Source organism: Marinomonas algarum (genome assembly GCF_020532605.1).
GTDB lineage: Bacteria > Pseudomonadota > Gammaproteobacteria > Pseudomonadales > Marinomonadaceae > Marinomonas > Marinomonas algarum.
Map to the genome: position 1 here is coordinate 1 of NZ_JAJATW010000021.1, position 19,696 is coordinate 19,696.

17 protein-coding genes are annotated in these 19,696 nt (G+C 47.3%); 5 read left to right on the plus strand and 12 right to left on the minus strand.

The window, feature by feature from the left end; genetic code table 11:
* The coding region (locus tag LG368_RS12510; RefSeq protein WP_226755066.1) for a retention module-containing protein at positions 1-2,054 on the minus strand (2,054 nt) is incomplete at its 3' end.
* Positions 2,055-2,434: 380 nt separating this feature from the next.
* On the opposite strand from LG368_RS12510, the gene LG368_RS12515 reads away from it, so the two are divergent.
* Positions 2,435-3,925, plus strand: coding sequence for a SulP family inorganic anion transporter (locus tag LG368_RS12515; RefSeq protein ID WP_226755067.1), 1,491 nt, complete (start codon positions 2,435-2,437; stop codon positions 3,923-3,925).
* Positions 3,926-3,956: 31 nt separating this feature from the next.
* The gene (locus LG368_RS12520) at positions 3,957-4,808 is read left to right on the plus strand and encodes a universal stress protein (protein ID WP_226755068.1); all 852 of its coding nucleotides are present in this window, start codon (positions 3,957-3,959) and stop codon (positions 4,806-4,808) included.
* Positions 4,809-4,887: 79 nt separating this feature from the next.
* Here the strand turns inward: LG368_RS12520 and LG368_RS12525 are convergent, their stop codons facing one another.
* Positions 4,888-5,961, minus strand: coding sequence for a threonine aldolase family protein (locus LG368_RS12525; protein WP_226755069.1), 1,074 nt, complete (start codon positions 5,959-5,961; stop codon positions 4,888-4,890).
* Between the two features lie 89 nt (positions 5,962-6,050).
* Positions 6,051-7,229 carry a GNAT family N-acetyltransferase/peptidase C39 family protein gene (locus LG368_RS12530; protein ID WP_226755070.1) on the minus strand — a complete coding sequence of 393 codons (1,179 nt, stop codon included), beginning with the start codon at positions 7,227-7,229 and terminating at the stop codon, positions 6,051-6,053.
* 286 nt (positions 7,230-7,515) lie between these two features.
* On the opposite strand from LG368_RS12530, the gene LG368_RS12535 reads away from it, so the two are divergent.
* The gene (locus LG368_RS12535; RefSeq protein WP_226755071.1) at positions 7,516-8,997 is read left to right on the plus strand and encodes a RimK family protein; all 1,482 of its coding nucleotides are present in this window, start codon (positions 7,516-7,518) and stop codon (positions 8,995-8,997) included.
* A 95-nt stretch (positions 8,998-9,092) separates the two neighbouring features.
* Here the strand turns inward: LG368_RS12535 and LG368_RS12540 are convergent, their stop codons facing one another.
* Positions 9,093-9,644, minus strand: coding sequence for a DUF3455 domain-containing protein (locus LG368_RS12540; protein WP_226755072.1), 552 nt, complete (start codon positions 9,642-9,644; stop codon positions 9,093-9,095).
* A 247-nt stretch (positions 9,645-9,891) separates the two neighbouring features.
* Between LG368_RS12540 and LG368_RS12545 the strand changes: the two genes are divergently transcribed.
* On the plus strand, positions 9,892-10,461 hold the full coding sequence (locus LG368_RS12545; protein ID WP_226755073.1) for a sigma-70 family RNA polymerase sigma factor: 570 nt from the start codon (positions 9,892-9,894) through the stop codon (positions 10,459-10,461).
* On the plus strand, positions 10,458-11,180 hold the full coding sequence (locus LG368_RS12550) for an anti-sigma factor (protein ID WP_226755074.1): 723 nt from the start codon (positions 10,458-10,460) through the stop codon (positions 11,178-11,180). The genes LG368_RS12545 and LG368_RS12550 overlap by 4 nt, the downstream gene beginning before the upstream one ends.
* 107 nt (positions 11,181-11,287) lie before the next feature.
* Here the strand turns inward: LG368_RS12550 and LG368_RS12555 are convergent, their stop codons facing one another.
* The 8 genes from LG368_RS12555 to LG368_RS12590 all read right to left on the minus strand — a co-directional run bounded on the left by LG368_RS12555 (position 11,288) and on the right by LG368_RS12590 (position 19,588).
* Positions 11,288-11,629 (minus strand): carboxymuconolactone decarboxylase family protein, encoded by a 342-nt coding sequence (locus tag LG368_RS12555; protein WP_226755075.1) that lies wholly within the window; start codon positions 11,627-11,629, stop codon positions 11,288-11,290.
* 104 nt (positions 11,630-11,733) lie between these two features.
* Complete coding sequence (locus tag LG368_RS12560) at positions 11,734-12,798, minus strand: ABC transporter substrate-binding protein (RefSeq protein WP_226755076.1); 1,065 nt, start codon at positions 12,796-12,798, stop codon at positions 11,734-11,736.
* Positions 12,798-14,276 (minus strand): sensor histidine kinase, encoded by a 1,479-nt coding sequence (locus tag LG368_RS12565; RefSeq protein ID WP_226755077.1) that lies wholly within the window; start codon positions 14,274-14,276, stop codon positions 12,798-12,800. The genes LG368_RS12560 and LG368_RS12565 overlap by 1 nt, the downstream gene beginning before the upstream one ends.
* Positions 14,239-14,922, minus strand: a complete 684-nt coding sequence (locus LG368_RS12570; RefSeq protein WP_226755078.1) for a response regulator transcription factor — start codon at positions 14,920-14,922, stop codon at positions 14,239-14,241. The genes LG368_RS12565 and LG368_RS12570 overlap by 38 nt, the downstream gene beginning before the upstream one ends.
* 117 nt (positions 14,923-15,039) lie before the next feature.
* A complete protein-coding gene (locus tag LG368_RS12575) occupies positions 15,040-16,560 on the minus strand; it encodes a tripartite tricarboxylate transporter permease (RefSeq protein WP_226755079.1) in 1,521 nt (506 codons plus the stop codon).
* A 1-nt stretch (position 16,561) separates the two neighbouring features.
* On the minus strand, positions 16,562-17,002 hold the full coding sequence (locus tag LG368_RS12580; RefSeq protein ID WP_226755080.1) for a tripartite tricarboxylate transporter TctB family protein: 441 nt from the start codon (positions 17,000-17,002) through the stop codon (positions 16,562-16,564).
* A gap of 96 nt (positions 17,003-17,098) precedes the next feature.
* Positions 17,099-18,091, minus strand: a complete 993-nt coding sequence (locus LG368_RS12585) for a Bug family tripartite tricarboxylate transporter substrate binding protein (RefSeq protein ID WP_226755081.1) — start codon at positions 18,089-18,091, stop codon at positions 17,099-17,101.
* 264 nt (positions 18,092-18,355) lie between these two features.
* Positions 18,356-19,588, minus strand: a complete 1,233-nt coding sequence (locus LG368_RS12590; RefSeq protein WP_226755082.1) for a pyridoxal-phosphate-dependent aminotransferase family protein — start codon at positions 19,586-19,588, stop codon at positions 18,356-18,358.
* Between the last annotated feature and the right edge of the window lie 108 nt (positions 19,589-19,696).

Sequence of the window (19,696 nt, forward strand, 5' to 3'; positions counted from 1 at the left end):
TTGGTGCCATTAATGGTGACCGTGACCGCTTGAACCGTGCCATCCGCTGACGTCACGTTGAAGCTTTCTACTTTGCTGTCGCCCACGTTGAGTTCGTTGAACGCGCTGTTCGCCACGAACGTCCACGCGCCATTGGCGTCGATGCTGAACGTGCCGTTGGTGCCTTCGATCGTGTTCGCTGTGAACACGTTGTCTGTGTTGTCGACGTCTTTCGCTGTCAACGTACCGCCTAGCGTCAAGGCCGCATCGGTTTCAGTACCGGATGCGCTTGTGTCGCCTTTGATCTCCGCCGCGTCGTTGGTGCCATTAATGGTGACCGTGACCGCTTGAACCGTGCCATCCGCTGACGTCACGTTGAAGCTTTCTACTTTGCTGTCGCCCACGTTGAGTTCGTTGAACGCGCTGTTCGCCACGAACGTCCACGCGCCATTGGCGTCGATGCTGAACGTGCCGTTGGTGCCTTCGATCGTGTTCGCTGTGAACACGTTGTCTGTGTTGTCGACGTCTTTCGCTGTCAACGTACCGCCTAGCGTCAAGGCCGCATCGGTTTCAGTACCGGATGCGCTTGTGTCGCCTTTGATCTCCGCCGCGTCGTTGGTGCCATTAATGGTGACCGTTAGAGTCGTGCTTGCTGTCGCACCTTGGTCGTCAGTCACCGTAACCGGTACGTCGATAACTTGTTTCTCGCCTACTTCTAAGCTGTCGTAAGAAGAAGCATCGAAGCTGTAAGAACCGTCTGCATTCAGCGTCAAGCCTGCTGCCGTTGACGTCGTGCTGAACGTCAAGCTCGCACCCGCTGGCAGATCCACGTCTTGTGCACTGATGCTGCCTGTGATGCTCGCATCTTCTGTCACGCTGCCGGTCGCCGCTGTCGCTGTTGGCGCCTGATTAACAACATGGATAGAAGAACCAGTTGTAACGACTGTGTTACCCGCCACATCTGAAGACGCTACGACTGCATCGAAAGCGGTATCCGCAGCTAAGTCAGAACCAGCAACATCTACAGACCAGGTACCATCAGTGCCAACGGTAGTTGTGTAGACCGTTTCGTTGATTGTCATGGTGACGACGTCGTTTTCTGAGATATCTCCACCCGCTGCTGTACCGGTGACAGTGATGGTTTGTGCAGCTTCGGTTGCGTTGATAATATCGTCGGAGGTAATAGCATCGACTGTTACAACGCCTGCATCAGCTAATAAATCGACGGTATAGGTTGTATCGCCAGTACTCGTCACTGTATTACCAAGGTCATTACTTGAGGTGATAGTTGCTGTAACGTTTGTGCCCACTGTTAGATCACTTCCAGCCACATCAGCAGTCCAGGACCCGTCAGCGCCTACGGTAGTGGTGTACGTGGTGTCATCGACGACGAGTTGAACCGTGTCGCCTTCTGATACATCACCACCAGTGGCCGTGCCGGATACAGTAATAGTACCGCTTGCTTCGGCAGAATTGATGACGTTATCGTTGGTTATACTATTGATAACAACGGTACCAGCCACAGCGGGGATACTTTCTGTCGGCGATGTTCTTTGAGTTTGTTCCGAGGCGGGAATCGCTGCAGAATCTACATTTGTGTCATAGCCATAAGTAGGCAAAGTGCTAAGCGTGTCAGTACCAAACGTTGGCAAAGACGCATCATCATTACGCTCTACATCCACATCAACGCGGTTTTGATCATCTGTTGCTTCACCGGCCGCAGGCGCTTCTTGAACTAAGGTAGGGTCATCGCCGGCTAGGATCGCGGCTTGAAGGGCGTCCACTTCTGAGGTGGAATCAGCAACCAACTCTTCTGCATCGCCCGTGTTGTAAACTTCGTCGTTTATTTCGACAACAGACTCGTCGCCAATCAGTACTTCTGTGCCGTCAACGAAGGCAATCGTGGCCGAGGCACCGGCTCCTGTGACAACGGTCTCACCATAGAAAATTGGATCACCAACACGTACAACACGTTCTTGCCCATCAATAGACTGTACAGTCACTAGACCGCTTGCCTGAGAAATAAATCCAATGGTATTACCGAGGGTTGCGAATGGTACTTGGCTGTCGCTCATGGTACTTTCCTTATCGATGGGACTTTAAAAAGTCAGAATATTTGTATAATTACTATCACAATAAAGCATGCTAAACATGTCCGCTACTGTACCTTGGTACAGTACGAGGGTTTTGCGACTTTTTGTCGACTCCGGTCGCCTCTTCATTGCTATACATCAAGCAACTCTCTATAATTTTTGTCATGAAAAAGGCACGGTAAACAACTGTTTAATCCTATGTTAATCCTCTGTGTAATGAGTCAATGACTCACTCTTTTCGTTTTGACCTGTGCAGGCCATACAACACAGGTCACTCAACCCCCCTATTTTTAAAAATGATAAAAGCCAAAAGCGGTATGAAACGGCTTAATTTGGCATAACGGTATTTCAGAAGGTAATAAATGATCGATTCAATAAAACGAGACTGGCTCTCAAACATAAAAGGCGACTCCCTTGCAGGAACCGTTGTGGCATTGGCTCTGATACCTGAGGCGATTGCCTTCTCTATCATTGCCGGTGTTGACCCGAAAGTCGGATTATACGCGTCCTTTTGTATTGCCGTGATTATTTCATTTGTGGGTGGTCGACCTGGAATGATCTCCGCAGCAACCGGTGCCATGGCACTTTTAATGGTGACCTTAGTAAAAGATCACGGCTTGCAATATCTTCTCGCCGCCAGCTTGCTTACGGGTGTTTTTCAGATTATTGCCGGGTACTTAAAACTGGGCGCCTTAATGCGCTTTGTCTCTCGATCTGTAGTCACTGGCTTCGTTAACGCCCTCGCAATCCTTATCTTTATGGCGCAGCTCCCTGAATTAACCAACGTAACCTGGCATGTTTACGCCATGACAGCAGCAGGATTAGGCATTATTTATCTTTTCCCCTTGTTGCCAATCATTGGCAAAGCCGTACCTTCGCCTTTGGTCTGCATTGTGTTATTGACTGTTTTCGCCATGACCTACGGATTAGACATTCGTACCGTGAGTGACATGGGCGAGTTACCTGATACTTTGCCGATTTTCTTGTGGCCAGATGTGCCGTTAAATCTAGAGACATTGATGATCATCCTACCCTACTCGCTCGGTTTGGCTGTCGTTGGTTTACTTGAATCCATGATGACCGCCACCATTGTTGACGAATTTACCGATACCACCAGCGACAAGAACCGCGAGTGTAAAGGTCAGGGCATCGCCAATATTGGTTCCAGTTTAATGGGCGGTATGGCCGGTTGCGCCATGATCGGTCAGTCCGTCATCAACGTTAAATCCGGCGGTCGCGGTCGTCTGTCCACTTTCATTGCCGGTTTATTACTGCTTATTATGGTCGTGTTTCTCGATGACCTTATTGGTCAAATCCCAATGGCCGCTTTAGTGGCGGTGATGATCATGGTATCCATCGGCACTTTCTCATGGGAATCCATTGTTAACCTGAAAAAACACCCGTTATCGACTAACCTTGTTATGTTGGCCACGGTGTCCATCGTGGTTGCCACACACAACTTGGCAATCGGTGTGTTCGTGGGTGTTTTATTGGCATCGTTATTTTTTGCCAACAAAATTGGCCGCTTTATGGTGGTGAAAAACGAACAAGGCGAACACAGCAACCAACGCACTTATAAAGTTGTCGGTCAGGTGTTTTTTGCCTCATCCGATCAATTTACAGCGTCTTTTGATTTCAAAGAAGTGGTTGAAAAGGTGACGATCGATTTGACCGACGCCCATTTTTGGGACATCACAGCGGTGTCGGCCCTCGATAAAGTGGTGATCAAATTCCGTCGTGAAGGAGCCGATGTTGAACTCGTAGGTATGAACGCCGCCAGCGCCACCGTAGTCGACAAGTTTGGGGTACACAGCAACCCAGAAGAAGTCGAAAAAGTCATGGGCGGCCACTAGGCCGAATCACACAAATAATAAGGAGCGCAACATGACACATATTATCGCTTGTATAGATGGGTCTTCTTTGACCAAGTACGTCACAAATGCCTCAGTGTGGGCGGCAAACCGTATGGACAGCCCACTGACGTTATTGCATTCGCTGGAAAAAGATCCTATTCGCACCGATGAGGATTTATCCGGTGCAATTGGTTTTGGCAGTCGTGAGCACTTGCTGGATGAGTTGGTGGAACTGGACCAAAGACGCGCCAAGTTGGCTGTAGAGTATGGCAAGATTATTTTAGACAATGCCGATGAGCTTGCTAAAAAAGCAGGAGCAACCCAAACGAACACCCTGCAACGTCATGGGGATTTGGTCGATAATCTTATTGACTTAGAAACAGACGCTCGTCTCTTTGTGCTCGGTCGGCTGGGTACGAACCATACCTTATCAGCACAAACGGTGGGAACGCACATCGAACGGGCCGCCAGAACCCTTCATCGTCCTATCTTAATCACGGTCGATGATTTTACGCCACCGTCTAATTTCATGATCGCTTACGACGGTCGCGAAGCGGCGAATAATGCCATTGCGCGCATTGCACAAAGCCCACTGTTAAAAGGCTTGCCGTGCCACCTAGTTATGGCGGGGGACGCAACACCTGAACGACGCAAAAAACTGGAAGAAGCCCATAAGATGTTGGAAAAGGAAGGATTCGACGTTACGGCGTCGATTATTCCAGGGAAAATCTATCCTGTACTGACTGAATACCGAAAAGAAAATAATATTGACCTAATGGCCATGGGTGCTTACGCCCATTCCAAAGTACGTCAATTTTTTGTCGGCAGCAACACCAGCAAAATGATCGTAGAAAGCGACGTTCCCTTGCTCATCTTGCGTTAATCTCGTTTCAAATTTAAAGCCTCAACGACACTATAAGAGTCGATGGGGCTTTTTATCCTGTTCCGTTACCCGTCTTGACCTAATCGCTTATTGCTGAAAAACGTCGAGTTGCATTAATAAACGCGTCCACACCTTCTTTGGGCGTTCTAAAAGACGTTACCAATCGAATCACCCCTTCTTCCCAGCGTCCAGTGTAAAAACCAAATCCCTCTTTTTGTAGGAAGTCGATCATCGCTAAAGGCATCCGGCAAAACAGCATGTTCGCTTGTGCCGGCGTATCTATCATCACATCGGGGATGTCTTTTAGTCCGTCTTGTAACATCGACATCATGGTGTTGGCGTGGTTGGCATTGTTGAGCCACAGGTCATCGGTCAAATACGCCACCATTTGCGCAGATAACAAACGCATCTTAGAATGCAAATGTCCACCGCGTTTACGACGAAAACCCAGTTCTTGAACGACTCGCTCGCTGTCAATGCCTTTGCTTTCTAACGAATGCTTAAATACCACGATGGCTTCCGCGGCCATCACGCCATTTTTGGTAGCGCCGAACGAAACGACATCAACCCCCGCTTTCCAGGTCATCTCGGCGGGTGAACAATCTAACGCCACCAAGGCATTCGTAAAACGAGCACCATCCATGTGAACAGGTAAACCAGCCGCTTTAGCAACATCAGTAATGGCACGCAGCTCAGGCAATGAATACACACTGCCCACTTCCGTCACTTGCGACACGCTCACCGCCGACGCTTGGCATGAATGAACGTCACCTACTTTTTGATTAATGACTTTTTTTAACTGAACAGGGTCGATTTTAGCGTCCGCACCACGCACACCCACAAAGCGAGCGCCTCCCGCATAAAACTCTGGCGCCGTACTTTCATCGTTTAATAGATGGCTTTCAGAATGACACAACACACTGCCCCAAGGAGGCGTTAACGCACTGATGCTCAATACATTCGCTGCCGTGCCAGTAGACACTAAAAACACCGCGAGATCGCACTCGAACAGTTCCGATAGCATGTGCGTGACCTGCTCCGTACCTTCGTCATGACCATAGGGCATAGCATCGCCTTGCGCGGCTTCCATCATGGCATGAAATACGGCGTCAGACGCGCCGGCAATATTATCACTGGTAAACGCAACCTTCATTTGACTGTTCCTCCATCGATTTTTGAAAAGTACTCATTTTATGGAAGAACAGTATCACGCTCGCCTTCATGGCAAAACACCAAGGCTGCTTAGAGCGTTTTCAGCACCACAGTTGCTTGTAAACGGCTTTGGCCAAACCGAGACATTTTTTCAAATTCATCCCGTGCTATGGGAACAAATTGGCAATCTAAGGGGCTAGGCGGATCATCTGGCAAACGTGTTTCATCGTCTAAATCCGGGTCGTGTACTAAAATACAATGTTCGTCGTAACCTGACATCACCACCCAATGAGGCGATTTTTTACCGTCCATACGAAAAGTGCTGATCAAGATTATCGCCACGGCGCCATGATCGAACTCAGCAATCAACTGATCTAAAGGCATCGGTGAATAATGCACAGGTAACTGCAACTCGTGACATTGTTTCGTAAACCCTTCGTGCACGCGCGTAATCACGCTTTTCTTTAGTTCATTACGCACGCTGTCAACAAACAAGGGGCCAGCTTCGCTTAACCACACGCTGGCTGACAAGCCACGTTTTTTTGCCGCCAACGCCAGCCCCATTGGATGACAGCCACCGTGACCCGAAGTCATAAAAATCGTTGTGGCTTCACGCCATATTTCCAGCTCATCATCGGGCGTGGCCTGATAGTCTGGTTGCAACGCCGACAACACCATTTGCAACGATGCTGGGCCACAAGTAAAGGGAGTACCTTGGGCTAACCAAGGCATAGGGCGTGTGGTTTGCTCATCACCCACATGGCGTAAACGCTTTTGCATACGAATCGCATCGGTCTGGTCTTCGTAGTAAGCATCGTAATGGCCAAACTCCTTGTAGCCCAGCGCTTGGTACAAGCCAATGGCACTGAGGTTCACATCACTGACTTCAAGACGTAGCAGCATTTTTCCTTGCTTTAGCGCTTTTTTCTCACAGGCTTGAATCAGTAATTTTCCTATGCCCAATCCTCGCGCCGAAGGTGACACCGCCAACGAATACAAACGCGCCAAACGCGTCCCCTGACGAAGATGAAGCAAGGCGTAGCCAAGTAATTCACCGGTCTCTCGTTTTGCAACAAATAATGCCGAACCTTGACTGGTGATGGCACGCCGAAAACTGCGGCGACTCAAACGATCACCATTAAAAGCCAGGCTTTCTAATTGCAATAAGCCACTAAGGTCGTCCAATACGGCCGGTTGCACATTAAGGCTTGAAAGAGATTGGGAAAGGGATTGAGAGGGGGGTATTACAGAAGAAATCAACTTGCTCATGGCATCGCCTCGAAAGGGCAAAAGGTCACTAGAATCGTTGCATTTTTGGACTATAGCATCAAACGCGGATGCCATAACAAGGCGATGTAACGATGGAAATTTTCGCGCATTCTAGGGCGAATTTTATGTAAAAGATAGTCTAAATTTTCAACAAAAAAACATCTCTTTATTTCTTTTTCGCCTATTGTTAAATCACAAAAACAAGCGCACTATCCGCACAATTCAAGACACCATTAAATCGTTCAATTCTCTCAAAAAAACCACCTTATAAGGAAAACCAAAACACATGTCACAGACTTACATCGTTGTTGATCAGGCCAAAGATTGGTCTGCGTTTTTGCCAAGCGATCGTGTCATTACCTTCACACAATACCTAAACATGGCAGTCAAAAACCATGGGCGAACCCGTATCATCAACCTGTGTAAAAGCAGCAAATACCTATCAGATGGGTACTATTGCTCTCTGTTGGCTGAAAGTCGCGGTCATCATGTTATGCCGTCTGTTCGGGTCTTAAACGACATCAGTAAAAAAGCCTTGTATGAAATGCAAGTGGCACAACTTTTACCGGCGTTAGCACAAAAGCTGGGCACACCCGACGCACCGACTGACATCGCTTTTCACTGTGTGTTTGGAAAAACCACCTTGCCTGAAATGAAAGAATTCGCTCGTAAAATGTTCGAAGCCTTTGCTTGCCCAGTGTTGGAAGTGAAGTTGAAGTTTCGCAAAACCTGGCAAGTCAGTGATCTACAAATCACCTCACATAAGAGCCTTAACGACGCGGAAGAAACCCTCTTTGCCGAATCATTGGAAGCCTTTAGTCATAAAGTGTGGAGTAAAGGCCGTATTCAACGCGCCGCAAAATTTGATATGGCGATTCTCGTCAACCCAGAAGAAGCCATGCCACCAAGCGATGAACAAGCGATTAAAAAATTCATCCAGGCAGGCAAACAATTGGGCATTCACGTGGACATGATAGGACCAAAAGACATCATGCGGTTACCGGAATACGACGGTTTATTTATCCGTGAAACCACCAATATCGACCACCACACTTACCGCTTCGCTAAAAAAGCCGAAGCGGCCGGCTTGGTGGTGATGGACGACCCTCAGTCCATTATGCGCTGCACAAACAAGGTGTATTTGGCAGATTTATTTAACACCCACAAAGTCCCTTGCCCGAAAACACGCATTGTACACAAAGGTGAGAAAGACGTTGAAGACGCTCTAGAAGCGGTCATCAGCTACCCAATGGTAGTAAAAATACCCGATGGCGCCTTCTCAAAAGGCGTCATCAAGGCCGAAAATCGCGAGGCGCTAACGGCAAGCTTGAGTTCATTGTTTAAAAAGTCGTCTTTGCTGTTGGTGCAAGAATATTTATACACCGAGTTCGACTGGCGCATTGGTGTGCTCAACAACAAACCGATTTTTGCCTGTCGTTATTACATGGTAAAAGACCACTGGCAAATTTATCAACACAGTGACAGCGCCAGTGAAAGCGGCGGCTTTGATACCCTACCGACATTTGAAGTGCCGCGTAAAGTGTTGCAAGCAGCCATCGCTGCCACCAAACCCATTGGCGATGGCCTGTACGGGGTGGATGTGAAAGAAATTAACGGTCGCGGTTACGTAATCGAAGTGAATGATAACCCCAGTATCGACCGCGGTGTGGAAGACAAATACCTAGGGGATGAGCTGTACATGCACATCATGTCGGAGTTTTTGCGTCGCATGCAACAAAAACGAGGGGATCAGCCATCGTATCAATAAGCATGCTATCAAGAGGACTTGGTTGATAAAGATAACAACGAACAAACAGCAGTAGAAACAATGCGCCCCGTCACTTTGTGACAGGGCAAAGCGTCTTATTTAGCTTTCCAGAATAGGTATTCGCCAGAGTAATTCACGACCACTTTGTGGCCAATTTTATCCATATTACAACCGGTTTGCGGCGCCGCACCACCTTTCAGGTTAATACGCTGTACATACGTCACCCCTTCCAACGAACCCGGACGTGAAGACGCATTCGCTTTTACTAACTGCATAGGAATACTGCCCTTCTCAGAAGGAGACACGGCAAGTTGCTTACCCGTAATAGAAGAACCGTCTAAAGATTCCCAAGTTGCTGGCGGTCCAAAGTAAGACACTAAATGATTGCCTTTATTATCACTTAAAATCGCGCGCGGCCCTGCAAACGCCCATTTTGCTTGATCCATGTTACTGGCATCGGCTTTACATTCCCAAGTAATGTTACCTTGCGCAGATGTGAACATAGCGACTTTGTTGCCTGCAGGCACCTGAACAGCACTTGGTAAGTTTTCTTGCGAAAAAGTCCATGCATGGGCTTGAGTCGCTGTTGCCATAACTGCAGCCATCGCTGCAACTTGAAGACCGTTTAAAATTACTTTATTTCTCATCGTTATTTCCTTTCATAGGTTAATCAAATAGGGATTCAACACTCCTCCCATTTAAAACAAGTCGTTTTTGAATGGGCTTCTCTGTCTGTGTTGGTGTTTCTATTAGTACAACCATTGAGGAAAGGATTTGGATGCAGCAAAGATAAAAAAAATTTTAAACTTTTTTAAACGTTACTCTTGCACTGACTTTAATGACTTAGAAGAGCCAGTTTTGTACACTGTTTTTTTTTCATTAGATAGGATCAGCGTGTCTCCCTCTATTTTTAACTACGAAACATCGCTTAAAAAATGCGCACAAGGGGATCGACGCGCCTTAATGCAGCTTTATGAGCAAGAAGCCCCAAGATTATTAGCCGTTGTATTGAGGATTCTGCAAAATCGTCCACTCGCAGAAGACGTGGTACACGATGCGTTTATTAAAATTTGGCAGAACGCGCAACAGTATCACAGCGAGCTTGGGTCAGCGCGGGGATGGATTTATACCCTAACTCGCAACTTAGCACTCAACGCGCTGAAATACAGCCATAGACAAGTTCTATTTGAGCCCGAATTTTTATTGGACCTGTGTGATCACCACGCCATTGAAAACGAGCATCAGAAAGACAATGTAGAAACCTTAGTCAATGATCCATTGGCGCAAGCCTCTCTTAACCGCTGCTTAGATCATCTAGAACCACAGCGTAAACTCTGTGTGTTACACGCTTACGTCGATGGTTACACACAAGATGAAATCGCCACCCTACTCGACAAGCCACTCGGCACCGTTAAGTCATGGATTAAACGTAGCCTAAATGCGCTAAAGGAGTGCTTACAATGAAAACCACCGATGCAGATTCGCTTAATACCGATAACAACCTTGCCGGTCAGTATGTTCTGGGCACGCTAGATAAAACTGAAAGAGTGGTGTTTGAAGCAAGATTGGCGGACAACCCTCAGCTGCAAAAAATGGTTAACCAATGGCAAGATCACTTTGTCTCTATTACTGACCAACTTCCTCCTGTGTCAGCACCGCAGCCGCTGTCCGCTCGTATTGAGCGCAGTTTGGATACGTTAGAAACATCTCGTCCAATAACCCAAAAGCCGACAACGAACTTTTGGCAAAGCTTACCAATATGGCGAGGTTTAGCCGGAGTGGGTATGGCCTTAACCGTCTTTTTTGCGGTTCAACTTAGCACCATGCAACCCGAATTAAGCGAGCCAACCTACATTGCCGTATTGGTTGCCCCTCAAGATAAAACTCCGAGCTGGGTGATTCAAACAGGTCAATCAAATCAAATGCAATTGGTGCCATTAGCCGCCGTTGAGATCCCGAAAGGCAAGGCATTGCAGTTCTGGACAAAAGCAGAAGGTTGGGAGAAACCGGTGTCATTGGGCCTTGTTAAAAAGGGCGAAACACTCAAGGTGAATTTGGATTCTCTCCCCCCTCTGACCGAGAACCAACTGTTTGAACTGACCCTAGAGCAAGCGTCGGGCTCACCTACAGGCTTGCCAACCGGGCCCATTGCCTCTATTGGTCGTGGTGTTATTATGCTTTAAACAGCTTAAGCAAATTAAACAAAAAAAAGCGACCTACAGTGAATCGCTTTTTTGTGTGTTTTATTTGCAAACAAACCTTTCTATGGCCTGCTTTCTGTGGCCTGAGTTTAGTCCGCTAGAAACTCGTCTACCGCACCCAACGCTTGCGTACCGTACGTAATGGAAGGGCCACCGCCCATCACAACCGCAACGTTGACCGTTTCAACCAGCTCTTCGCGTGTAGCGCCCGCTTGTAATGCCGCTTGAACGTGCGCACCAATACAACCGTCACAACGCGCAGCAATACCAATCCCTAACGCAATAAGTTCTTTGTTTTTTACCGACAATGCGCCTTCAGCCATGGCCACTTTGTGCATTGCCATAAAGCTGTTCAGCATGTCAGGCGCAGACTGGTGGTATTCGCGCGCTAAAACGTTTTGATGATTATTGATATCTTTGTATTTTTTCATTTCTAGACCCTCTAAATTAATTTACACTAATATAAAGAAATCACACATTATTTAAAAGACTCAGTCGAAAAATAATGCCATAAAAAACACACTATTCTCACCGATTATGGCACCAGTTCGCTGATTTCTAATGCCATTTCCCAGTTACGAATAAAACGTTTTTGCTTAGCATAGTCCCGCCCAACCAACAATTGCTGGTCCAACTCAATCACGCCAGTGGGCCCCGGCGCACTGACCACATAAGGATCATTGGGGATGTTCGCATCGGGTCGAATAGGAAACAATAACCCTTGGGTTTGCATCATTTTTTGTGCACTGTCAGACAACAAAAAATCTAAAAACAACCCCGCATCTTGTGGATTAGGCGCTTGTTTTGGGATCAAGGCTGTCCGCATCAACATCAAGGTATAATCTTTGGGCAAAATCATTTTCAGCCGTTTATCATCCCGGGCTCGCTGAGACGCATAAGAGCCTAACAAGTTGTAACCAAGCACCAATTCGCCTGAGGCGACATCGTCGATCATTTCATGAGTGCAACAGTAAGTGCGCACTTGATGGCTGCCAAACGCTTCTAAGAGTCGCCCCCAAGTCACATCCGCTTGTCGAGCATCTTGACTGGCCAATAAGTACCCCACACCACTTTGACGAATATCATACGTCCCGATTCGTTGCGTCATGATGCTTTCATTTTGCCGAATGGTTTGCAAAAGAGACTGACGATCTTCTGGCAAGTCACCAGGAAAAACCTCTGTGTTCACCAACATCACCACTGGCTCTAGAGAAAAAGCAAACACTTGATGACGCCATCTAAAATCGCTGGGTAGACGCTCGGTAAAATTTGATTGATAGGTTTGCGCATACCCATCGTTCACCAGCTTCAATTGCAGATCCATAGCACTGCTGATCACCAAACTGGCTTGAGGCTGCTTATGTTGATCAATGGTCAGGTGATACAAATCCAGCGTGTTTACGTCTCGATAAGCCACTTTAATATCAGGGTGTAAGGCAACGAAGACCTTTAAAATGGGCTCAAATGAGGCTAAATCCATGGTCGAATTCACATGCAACACACGCGTGTTGTCTTGACTGCCAAACCAGACAGGATCTGCCGACCAAACACTGCCAACATGGAGTAACATCACCATGCACAACACTTGAAAAATACCCATCACTGATCGTCCCCATCAAATCGATGTTTGGCAAAGTCCACTTGAAACGTCGTTCCTTTGGGCACCGTGTTCAGGATTTTTACCCGCGCCGAATGGTGATTCACAATGTCTCTCACCATCGACAGCCCCACGCCACTGCCCGCAACGTCATAACGACCACGGTAAAAGCGCTCGAAGACGCGTTCTTTCTCGCTGTCCGGTATACCATCGCCATGATCAATGACCTTGATACGATAAAAAAGATCGAACGCCATCACTTGCACAATCACTTCCTTTGGTGCGGCAGAATCTTGTCCGCTGTAACGCACGGCGTTTTCTATTAAATTTTGCATCATCTGCTGGATGGAAAAACGATCGCCTAAAATTAGGCTCTCTTTTAAATCGCATTCTAAAGACAGGTGCACGCCTTGACGCAATGCGACTAACGCCTGTTCTCGACAAGACTCGGTCACGGGCACCAATAAATCCATCAACGCCAAGCGATGAGTTTGTAGGCGATGGGACACCACCGCTTGATTCAACAACAAGGTTACCGTTTGGTTCAACGTATCGCACTGCTTAACGATATTTTCCAACGCCTGACGTTGTTTTTCAGGCGAATAATGATCAGAGTTGCCAATATCCCTGGCATTTTCAGCCAACGCTTTCAGGCTGGCCAAGGGGGTACGTAACTGGTGAGCGGCGTCAGCGGTGTAATTCTCCAGTTGTGCTAAGTTGGTTTGCAAACGCGCCATAAAATGATTAATGGCGACTTTTAAATGGTGTGTCTCTTTGGGGGTATTAATATCAATAGGAGTCAAATCTCCCACGGCTCTGTCCTCAAGGGCACGACCAATACGATGCAAAGGCCGCAACACCAAATGACTGCCAATGATGATCAAGGTAATCGCCACTAACGCAATGAGTACCACCACTTCAACCGCTTTACGAGTGATTGAGGCGGCCATTGCTTCCCGTGACAATCGTGTCTGCCCTAAAATAATTCGGATCGTCTGGGCAGTTTCTGCGTCGATAATATTGCGTTGCACCCAAGCAAAACGCACCATTTCACCGGAGTACGCCTGGTTGTAAAATTGGATTTCATCCAACACAGGGAAACGGGGGGGAAAGCTGTTCAGGTCTTGATAACCCGTAATAAAACCCTGCTCTAGACTTTCTACTTTATAGAAAACACGGTCTTCTTCTGCTTGCGCCAAGGTGGCAAAAGCCGACCAAGGAATATCAATGCTGACTTCGTTGCGAATCAAACCAACATTTTCATCCATTTGCAGAAGAGCGCTGCGCAGTAATCGGTCGTAAGACAAATCCGCTAACTTTTGGCTGTAATCAAAAATTAGATTAATCGCCAGACCGGCAATCACACCGATAACCAAAACGCCAGCCACAATAAATCGAAAGCGTAATGACGGCGCCCGCGCTAAGGCTTTTTTCTCTTCTTCCTCACTCAGGTTTGGCTGGTTTAGCGATGTCTGCCACATACCCAATGCCTCTCAGCGTGCTGATAACTAAGTCTCCTTGGAGAATTTTTTTGCGTAGACGACCAACATACAATTCAATGGCATTCGGCCCTGGGGTTTCATTAAAATTGAATAAATGATCGGTGATCTCATCCTTGCTTAGCACTCGCCCAAGATGCCCCAAAAATATTTCCAATAACCGAAACTCACGATTGGTCACACCGATAAGCTCGCCATTCACAAACACCTGACGACTGTCGCGGTTGACCAGAATGTTACCGTGCTCCGAAACGTTAGACGCATAGCCCTGTTTGCGGCGTAACAAAGCACGACAACGCGCTTCTAACTCACCAAAATCAAAGGGTTTACTCAAGTAATCGTCAGCGCCTTCATCAAGCAATCGAATACGATCTTCAATTTGGTCGCGGGCCGTCAGAATCAATACGGGCGTATCGTCATCACGCTGACGCAGCTTTTTCAGTAGCTGCAGACCCGATAAACTGGGCAAGTTTAAATCCAATAAGATTAGATCAAATGACTGATATTTGAGTAAATCATCCGCGCGTTGACCGTCCTCCATCAGGTCTACACCATGGCCTAAGCTGGTCAACCGATCGCAAATAGCTTGCGCCAAGACTTGAGTATCTTCCACCACTAAAATACGCATATCGCTTTGTTATCCTATTGTTATTTTTTTAGGCGCTGTTGAGGGTTATAAACGACAAAATTCGAGCCGCTCTCACGGCTCGAATTTTAATGTCGCTTTTCCCTAGTATTGCAGGGCTTAGCTGTCTTTGACAGTGTCTTTTGATCGCTTCATTTTAGCGCGAACAATCGGACCGATAATAATTGGCAGCACCAAACCGAGAATCGCAACCGTCCAAAGACCAATGCTTAAACCACTATTGAATAAGACCGTCCAATCACCATCGGACAAGACCAAGGCATGGCGAAGGCTTTTTTCCATTTCTGGCCCAAGCAACATACCCAGAATAATCGGCACCAATGGAATGTCCACTTTACGGAAGATGTAACCTAGAACACCAAATCCCACCATGAAGTACAAATCCAACGCGCTGTGACTAACAGAATAAATACCCACTGAGGCGATCAGGGTCACTACTGGCATCAAATATTTTGGTGGAATGCTCAGCAACTTCACGAAAATACCCACCATTGGAATATTTAACAACAATAACACCAAGTTACCCACGAACATGGCCGCGATTACGCCCCATACCAAATCCGCATTTTGTTGAAACAACATAGGACCAGGCGAAATATTCAACGAAATCAGCATCGCCAACAACACAGCGGTTGTACCACTGCCTGGCACACCCAAGGTCAACATAGGCACAAGTGCACCGGATGCTGCGCCGTTGTTGCCTGCTTCTGGCGCAGCCACACCACGAGGATCGCCCTTACCAAATTCGCCTTTATCGGACGTGCGTTTTTCCAAGGTGTAACTGATAAAACTCCCCAAAGACGCGCCGGCACCCGGCAAAACACCCGCCACAAAACCCAGCACGGCCCCACGGAAGGACGCAGGTAAAACCTTTACAATGTCTTTTGGAGACAACTTGAGCTTATTGATCGCAACCTGTTTCAGGCCATCACCTGCGTGACGCTCAAGGAAGAACAACAATTCGCTGATGGCAAACAAGCCAACAATTGCGATGATAAAGTCGATGCCTTCAAATAACTCTAACGTGTTGTAGGTAAAACGCTGCACACCCGTGGAAATATCGATACCCACTGTCGCTATCATTAAACCAATCGCCGCGGCCATTAAGGTTTTAAATTGATTCTTACCGGTAATACCACCCAAGGTCGCAAACGCCAAGGCGAATAAAGCAAAGTATTCTGAAGGGCCAAATTTTAAGGCAAATTTTGCCAGAATCGGCGCCAAAATCACCAAGCCGATGGTCGCAATAAAGCTACCAATAAAAGACGCAATCGCTGAGATGGCCAAGGCTTCCGCGGCTTTGCCTTTCACCGCCATAGGATACCCGTCTAGACAGGTCATCATCGCAGGCTCATCGCCTGGAATATTCAGCAAAATAGATGAAATACGACCGCCATACATGGCACCCGCGTATACGGAGGTGAGTAGAATCAAAGACGACGTGGGAGACAGCCCCAAACTGAACGCCAATGGAATCAGAATCGCCACACCATTTGCGGGGCCAAGACCCGGTAATGCCCCGATCAAGGTACCCAATATGGCACCGATCACCGCAAACATAATGCTTTCCGGCGTCAATGCCACCGCAAAGCCTTGCATTAATAAGCTCATAGTATCCATATTAAAACTCCAATAGACCTAGAGGCAGCGCTAGTTCAAGCACATTATTGAATAGGAAGAAAATCACCACGGAGCTTGTCACACCGGTGATAAGACTCTTCGCAATGCTTGCCCCCATACGCCAACTTAAAAAAGACACTACCAAGGCCGCCGCTGGCATAAAGCCAATGGGTTCAATGGCCCAAGCAAACGCCAACATAGAAATCACCACCACACCAAGCTCAATCAACATAGCAACCGGTGCCCATGGCTCGTCTTCATCAGGACGCACCATCAGATAAATAGCGCTGACACCTAAAATGATCGACAACATAATAGGAAAGGTTTCAGGCCCAACACTTTCGTGTCCGCCAAAAGGAATAGGGAATTTGGTTGCTTCCCAGCCGTAAACAACGGCGAGAATCAGCATCAGCATGCCAAACACACGATCGTTAATGCGCATGTCTTTGCTCCGTGTTAATAAATCATAGGGGGAATAAAGAGAAAATAGGAGAAGGCAGTGTGTCAGAACACGGCCCCCCTCCAAAACAGTCGACTCTTAGCGAATCAAACCGATATCTTGAGAAAGAATTTTGATGTCTAGTGTTTGATTTTTAACAAATTCTGTAAATTTAGCGCCTGACTTATGAAATGGCATCAGACCGTTTTTAGTCATGACATCTTTCCATTCTTGTGTGGTGTACAGCTCATCAATAGTATCAACCCACCAGTCGTAAGACGCCGTATCGGCTTTACCCGGCACGTAAAAACCACGCCAGTTAGGTGCAACAGAATCAATACCTTGCTCCATGGCCGTTGGAATCGAATCAAAAGGCGCCGGTAAACGCTCTTCAGATAGCACCGCTAATACACGCAAGTCGCCGGAATCCATGAAACCTTTCACTTCAGAAATGTCGCCTGTAAAGGCGTCAACGTGTCCACCAACAACTTGAACCAAAGCCTCTGAACCGCCACTAAAAGCAAGGTAGCGAATGTTGGGTAATTTCTCGACATTGGCTTTCTGCGCTGTCATCAAGACTTTCAAATGATCCCAACCACCTGACGCACTGCCGCCCGCAAATTTCACGGCACCAGGATCTTTCTTAAGGGCATCAATCACTTGTGATAAAGAGGTGTATTTTGACTCTTTGCCTACTGCAATGATGCCGTAGTCAGCACCCAGAGTACCCACCCATTTTACTTGGTCAGCGTTCATGCCGGGGAATTGGCCTTGAGCAAGGCGTGTTGTCGTTGCTGTACTGGCCGCTACAATCAAGTTGTCATCGCTAGCACGTTTACTCACCGTGTGTGCAAACGCAACACCACCGCCTGCGCCAGACATGTTAACGGTCTGTACGTTGCCCGAAAAATATTTTTGATCAACAAGCACTTTACCCACACTACGACAGGTAAAATCCCAGCCGCCGCCTGGGTTAGCAGGAGCAATACATTCTGCGCTTCGAGCGGGTTCAAAGGCATGTGCCTGTCCAGCGATTGTCAGTGCCGCAGCACCTGTAATAAGAACAGACTTCAAAGAAAGGGTTTTAAGCATGATTATCTCCTGCTTGTTATTGTTGTTGTTAGCGAATCAAGTTACAAAATCATATCAACATACTTGAGTTCGTAAACTTTACCCTGCAAACCTGTCACTACCCTGTCAGTCTTGACTATTTCTTACGTATTTTTATATACGTACGGTAAAAGATACACACAAAAAATCCCCTTACTGCGAATGACAACAAGGGGATCGGTAGCGTTTATCTGTTCTTAGGAAAACGATTTTAATATCACACCACGGTAAAGGGTGTCGTACTTGCTAAGCCACTCGATACAAAGAGCGAGGCACGCTCTGTAAATAGCTTTCCATTTCCGCCATGCCATTAGGTTGATCAACCTTGGCACCCAAGTCGCGCATGGTACTGCCTAAGGCATGCAAGGTGCGGAATAAATTATGCTCTCGGCATTGTTCTCCCATTTGACCAATACGAATGATCGGCTGACCAAAAGACCCCGCAATTTCCACGCGGTATGTATCAGAGATATGTCGACAAATCTGTGCGGCCGTTAACCCTTCCGGGATACTAATGCCCACCACCGAGTTCAAACGCGATACCTCTGGGATGTATAAAGAAAGTCCCATGCCTTCCACACCCGCTTGTAACGCCTTTGAACAACGCAGATGTCGAGCAAAACGCTGCTCAAGGGTTTCCTCACAAACCAGCTTTAATGCTTCGTGCAACGCCATGATGCCAGACACCGGCGCCGTATAATGGTAGCCATGGTTGTGCCAAAAATTTTCTGCTAACTGCGCATCAAAACACCATTGTACGGTTGGTTTTTTTCTGCTTTTCACCGTTGCCCAAGCATCATTAGAAAATACCAACAAAGACACCCCCGGGATAGATGATAACCCTTTTTGTCCACCGGTAATCACCACATCCACCTGCCATTCGTCCATTTTCAACGGCATGGTGCTTAAGGTACAAACCGCGTCAACGACCACCAAACAACCATACGATTTAGCAATACGAGTAATCTCTTCTAGGGAGTGGTTAAACACGGTATTCGATGTTTCCCCTTGTACTAAGGTCAACACCTTGGGTCGTGTTTCTTCAATGGCACGACGCACTCGTTCAGGGTCCGCAGACTCATGAACACCAACATGCAACTCATGCACATCCGCACCGATGCGCGTGGCCATTTCCGCCATTCGATGGCTAAAAAAGCCGTTATTGATGCATAGGATACGCTCGCCGGGTTCCAACAAATTGGCCACAGACATTTCCATTGCTGCCGATGCTGGCCCCGCGACGCCTAACACCCATTTAGATTCTGTTTGAAATACATAACGTGCCATGGCCTTCACTTGATCAATCACCTGCGCCATGGCGTCACCAAGGTGGTTAATGACCATCGAGTTCGCGTTGGCAACACGCTCAGGAATCGGGACAGGACCTGCGCCCATCATAAGAAGCGGTTCTTGTGGAAGGATTTCATCTAAAGTTTTCACCTGAGGACGAGGAATCCCCTTTGGCGATAAAGCAGTCATGTTAAACAACCTAATTAGTCAGAATGATAAAAAGCACTTTACGCTTAAAAAAATGCCATACTGCATTTTATTAGCATAAAATGTCGTGATTTGCATTTCTGCAAAAGA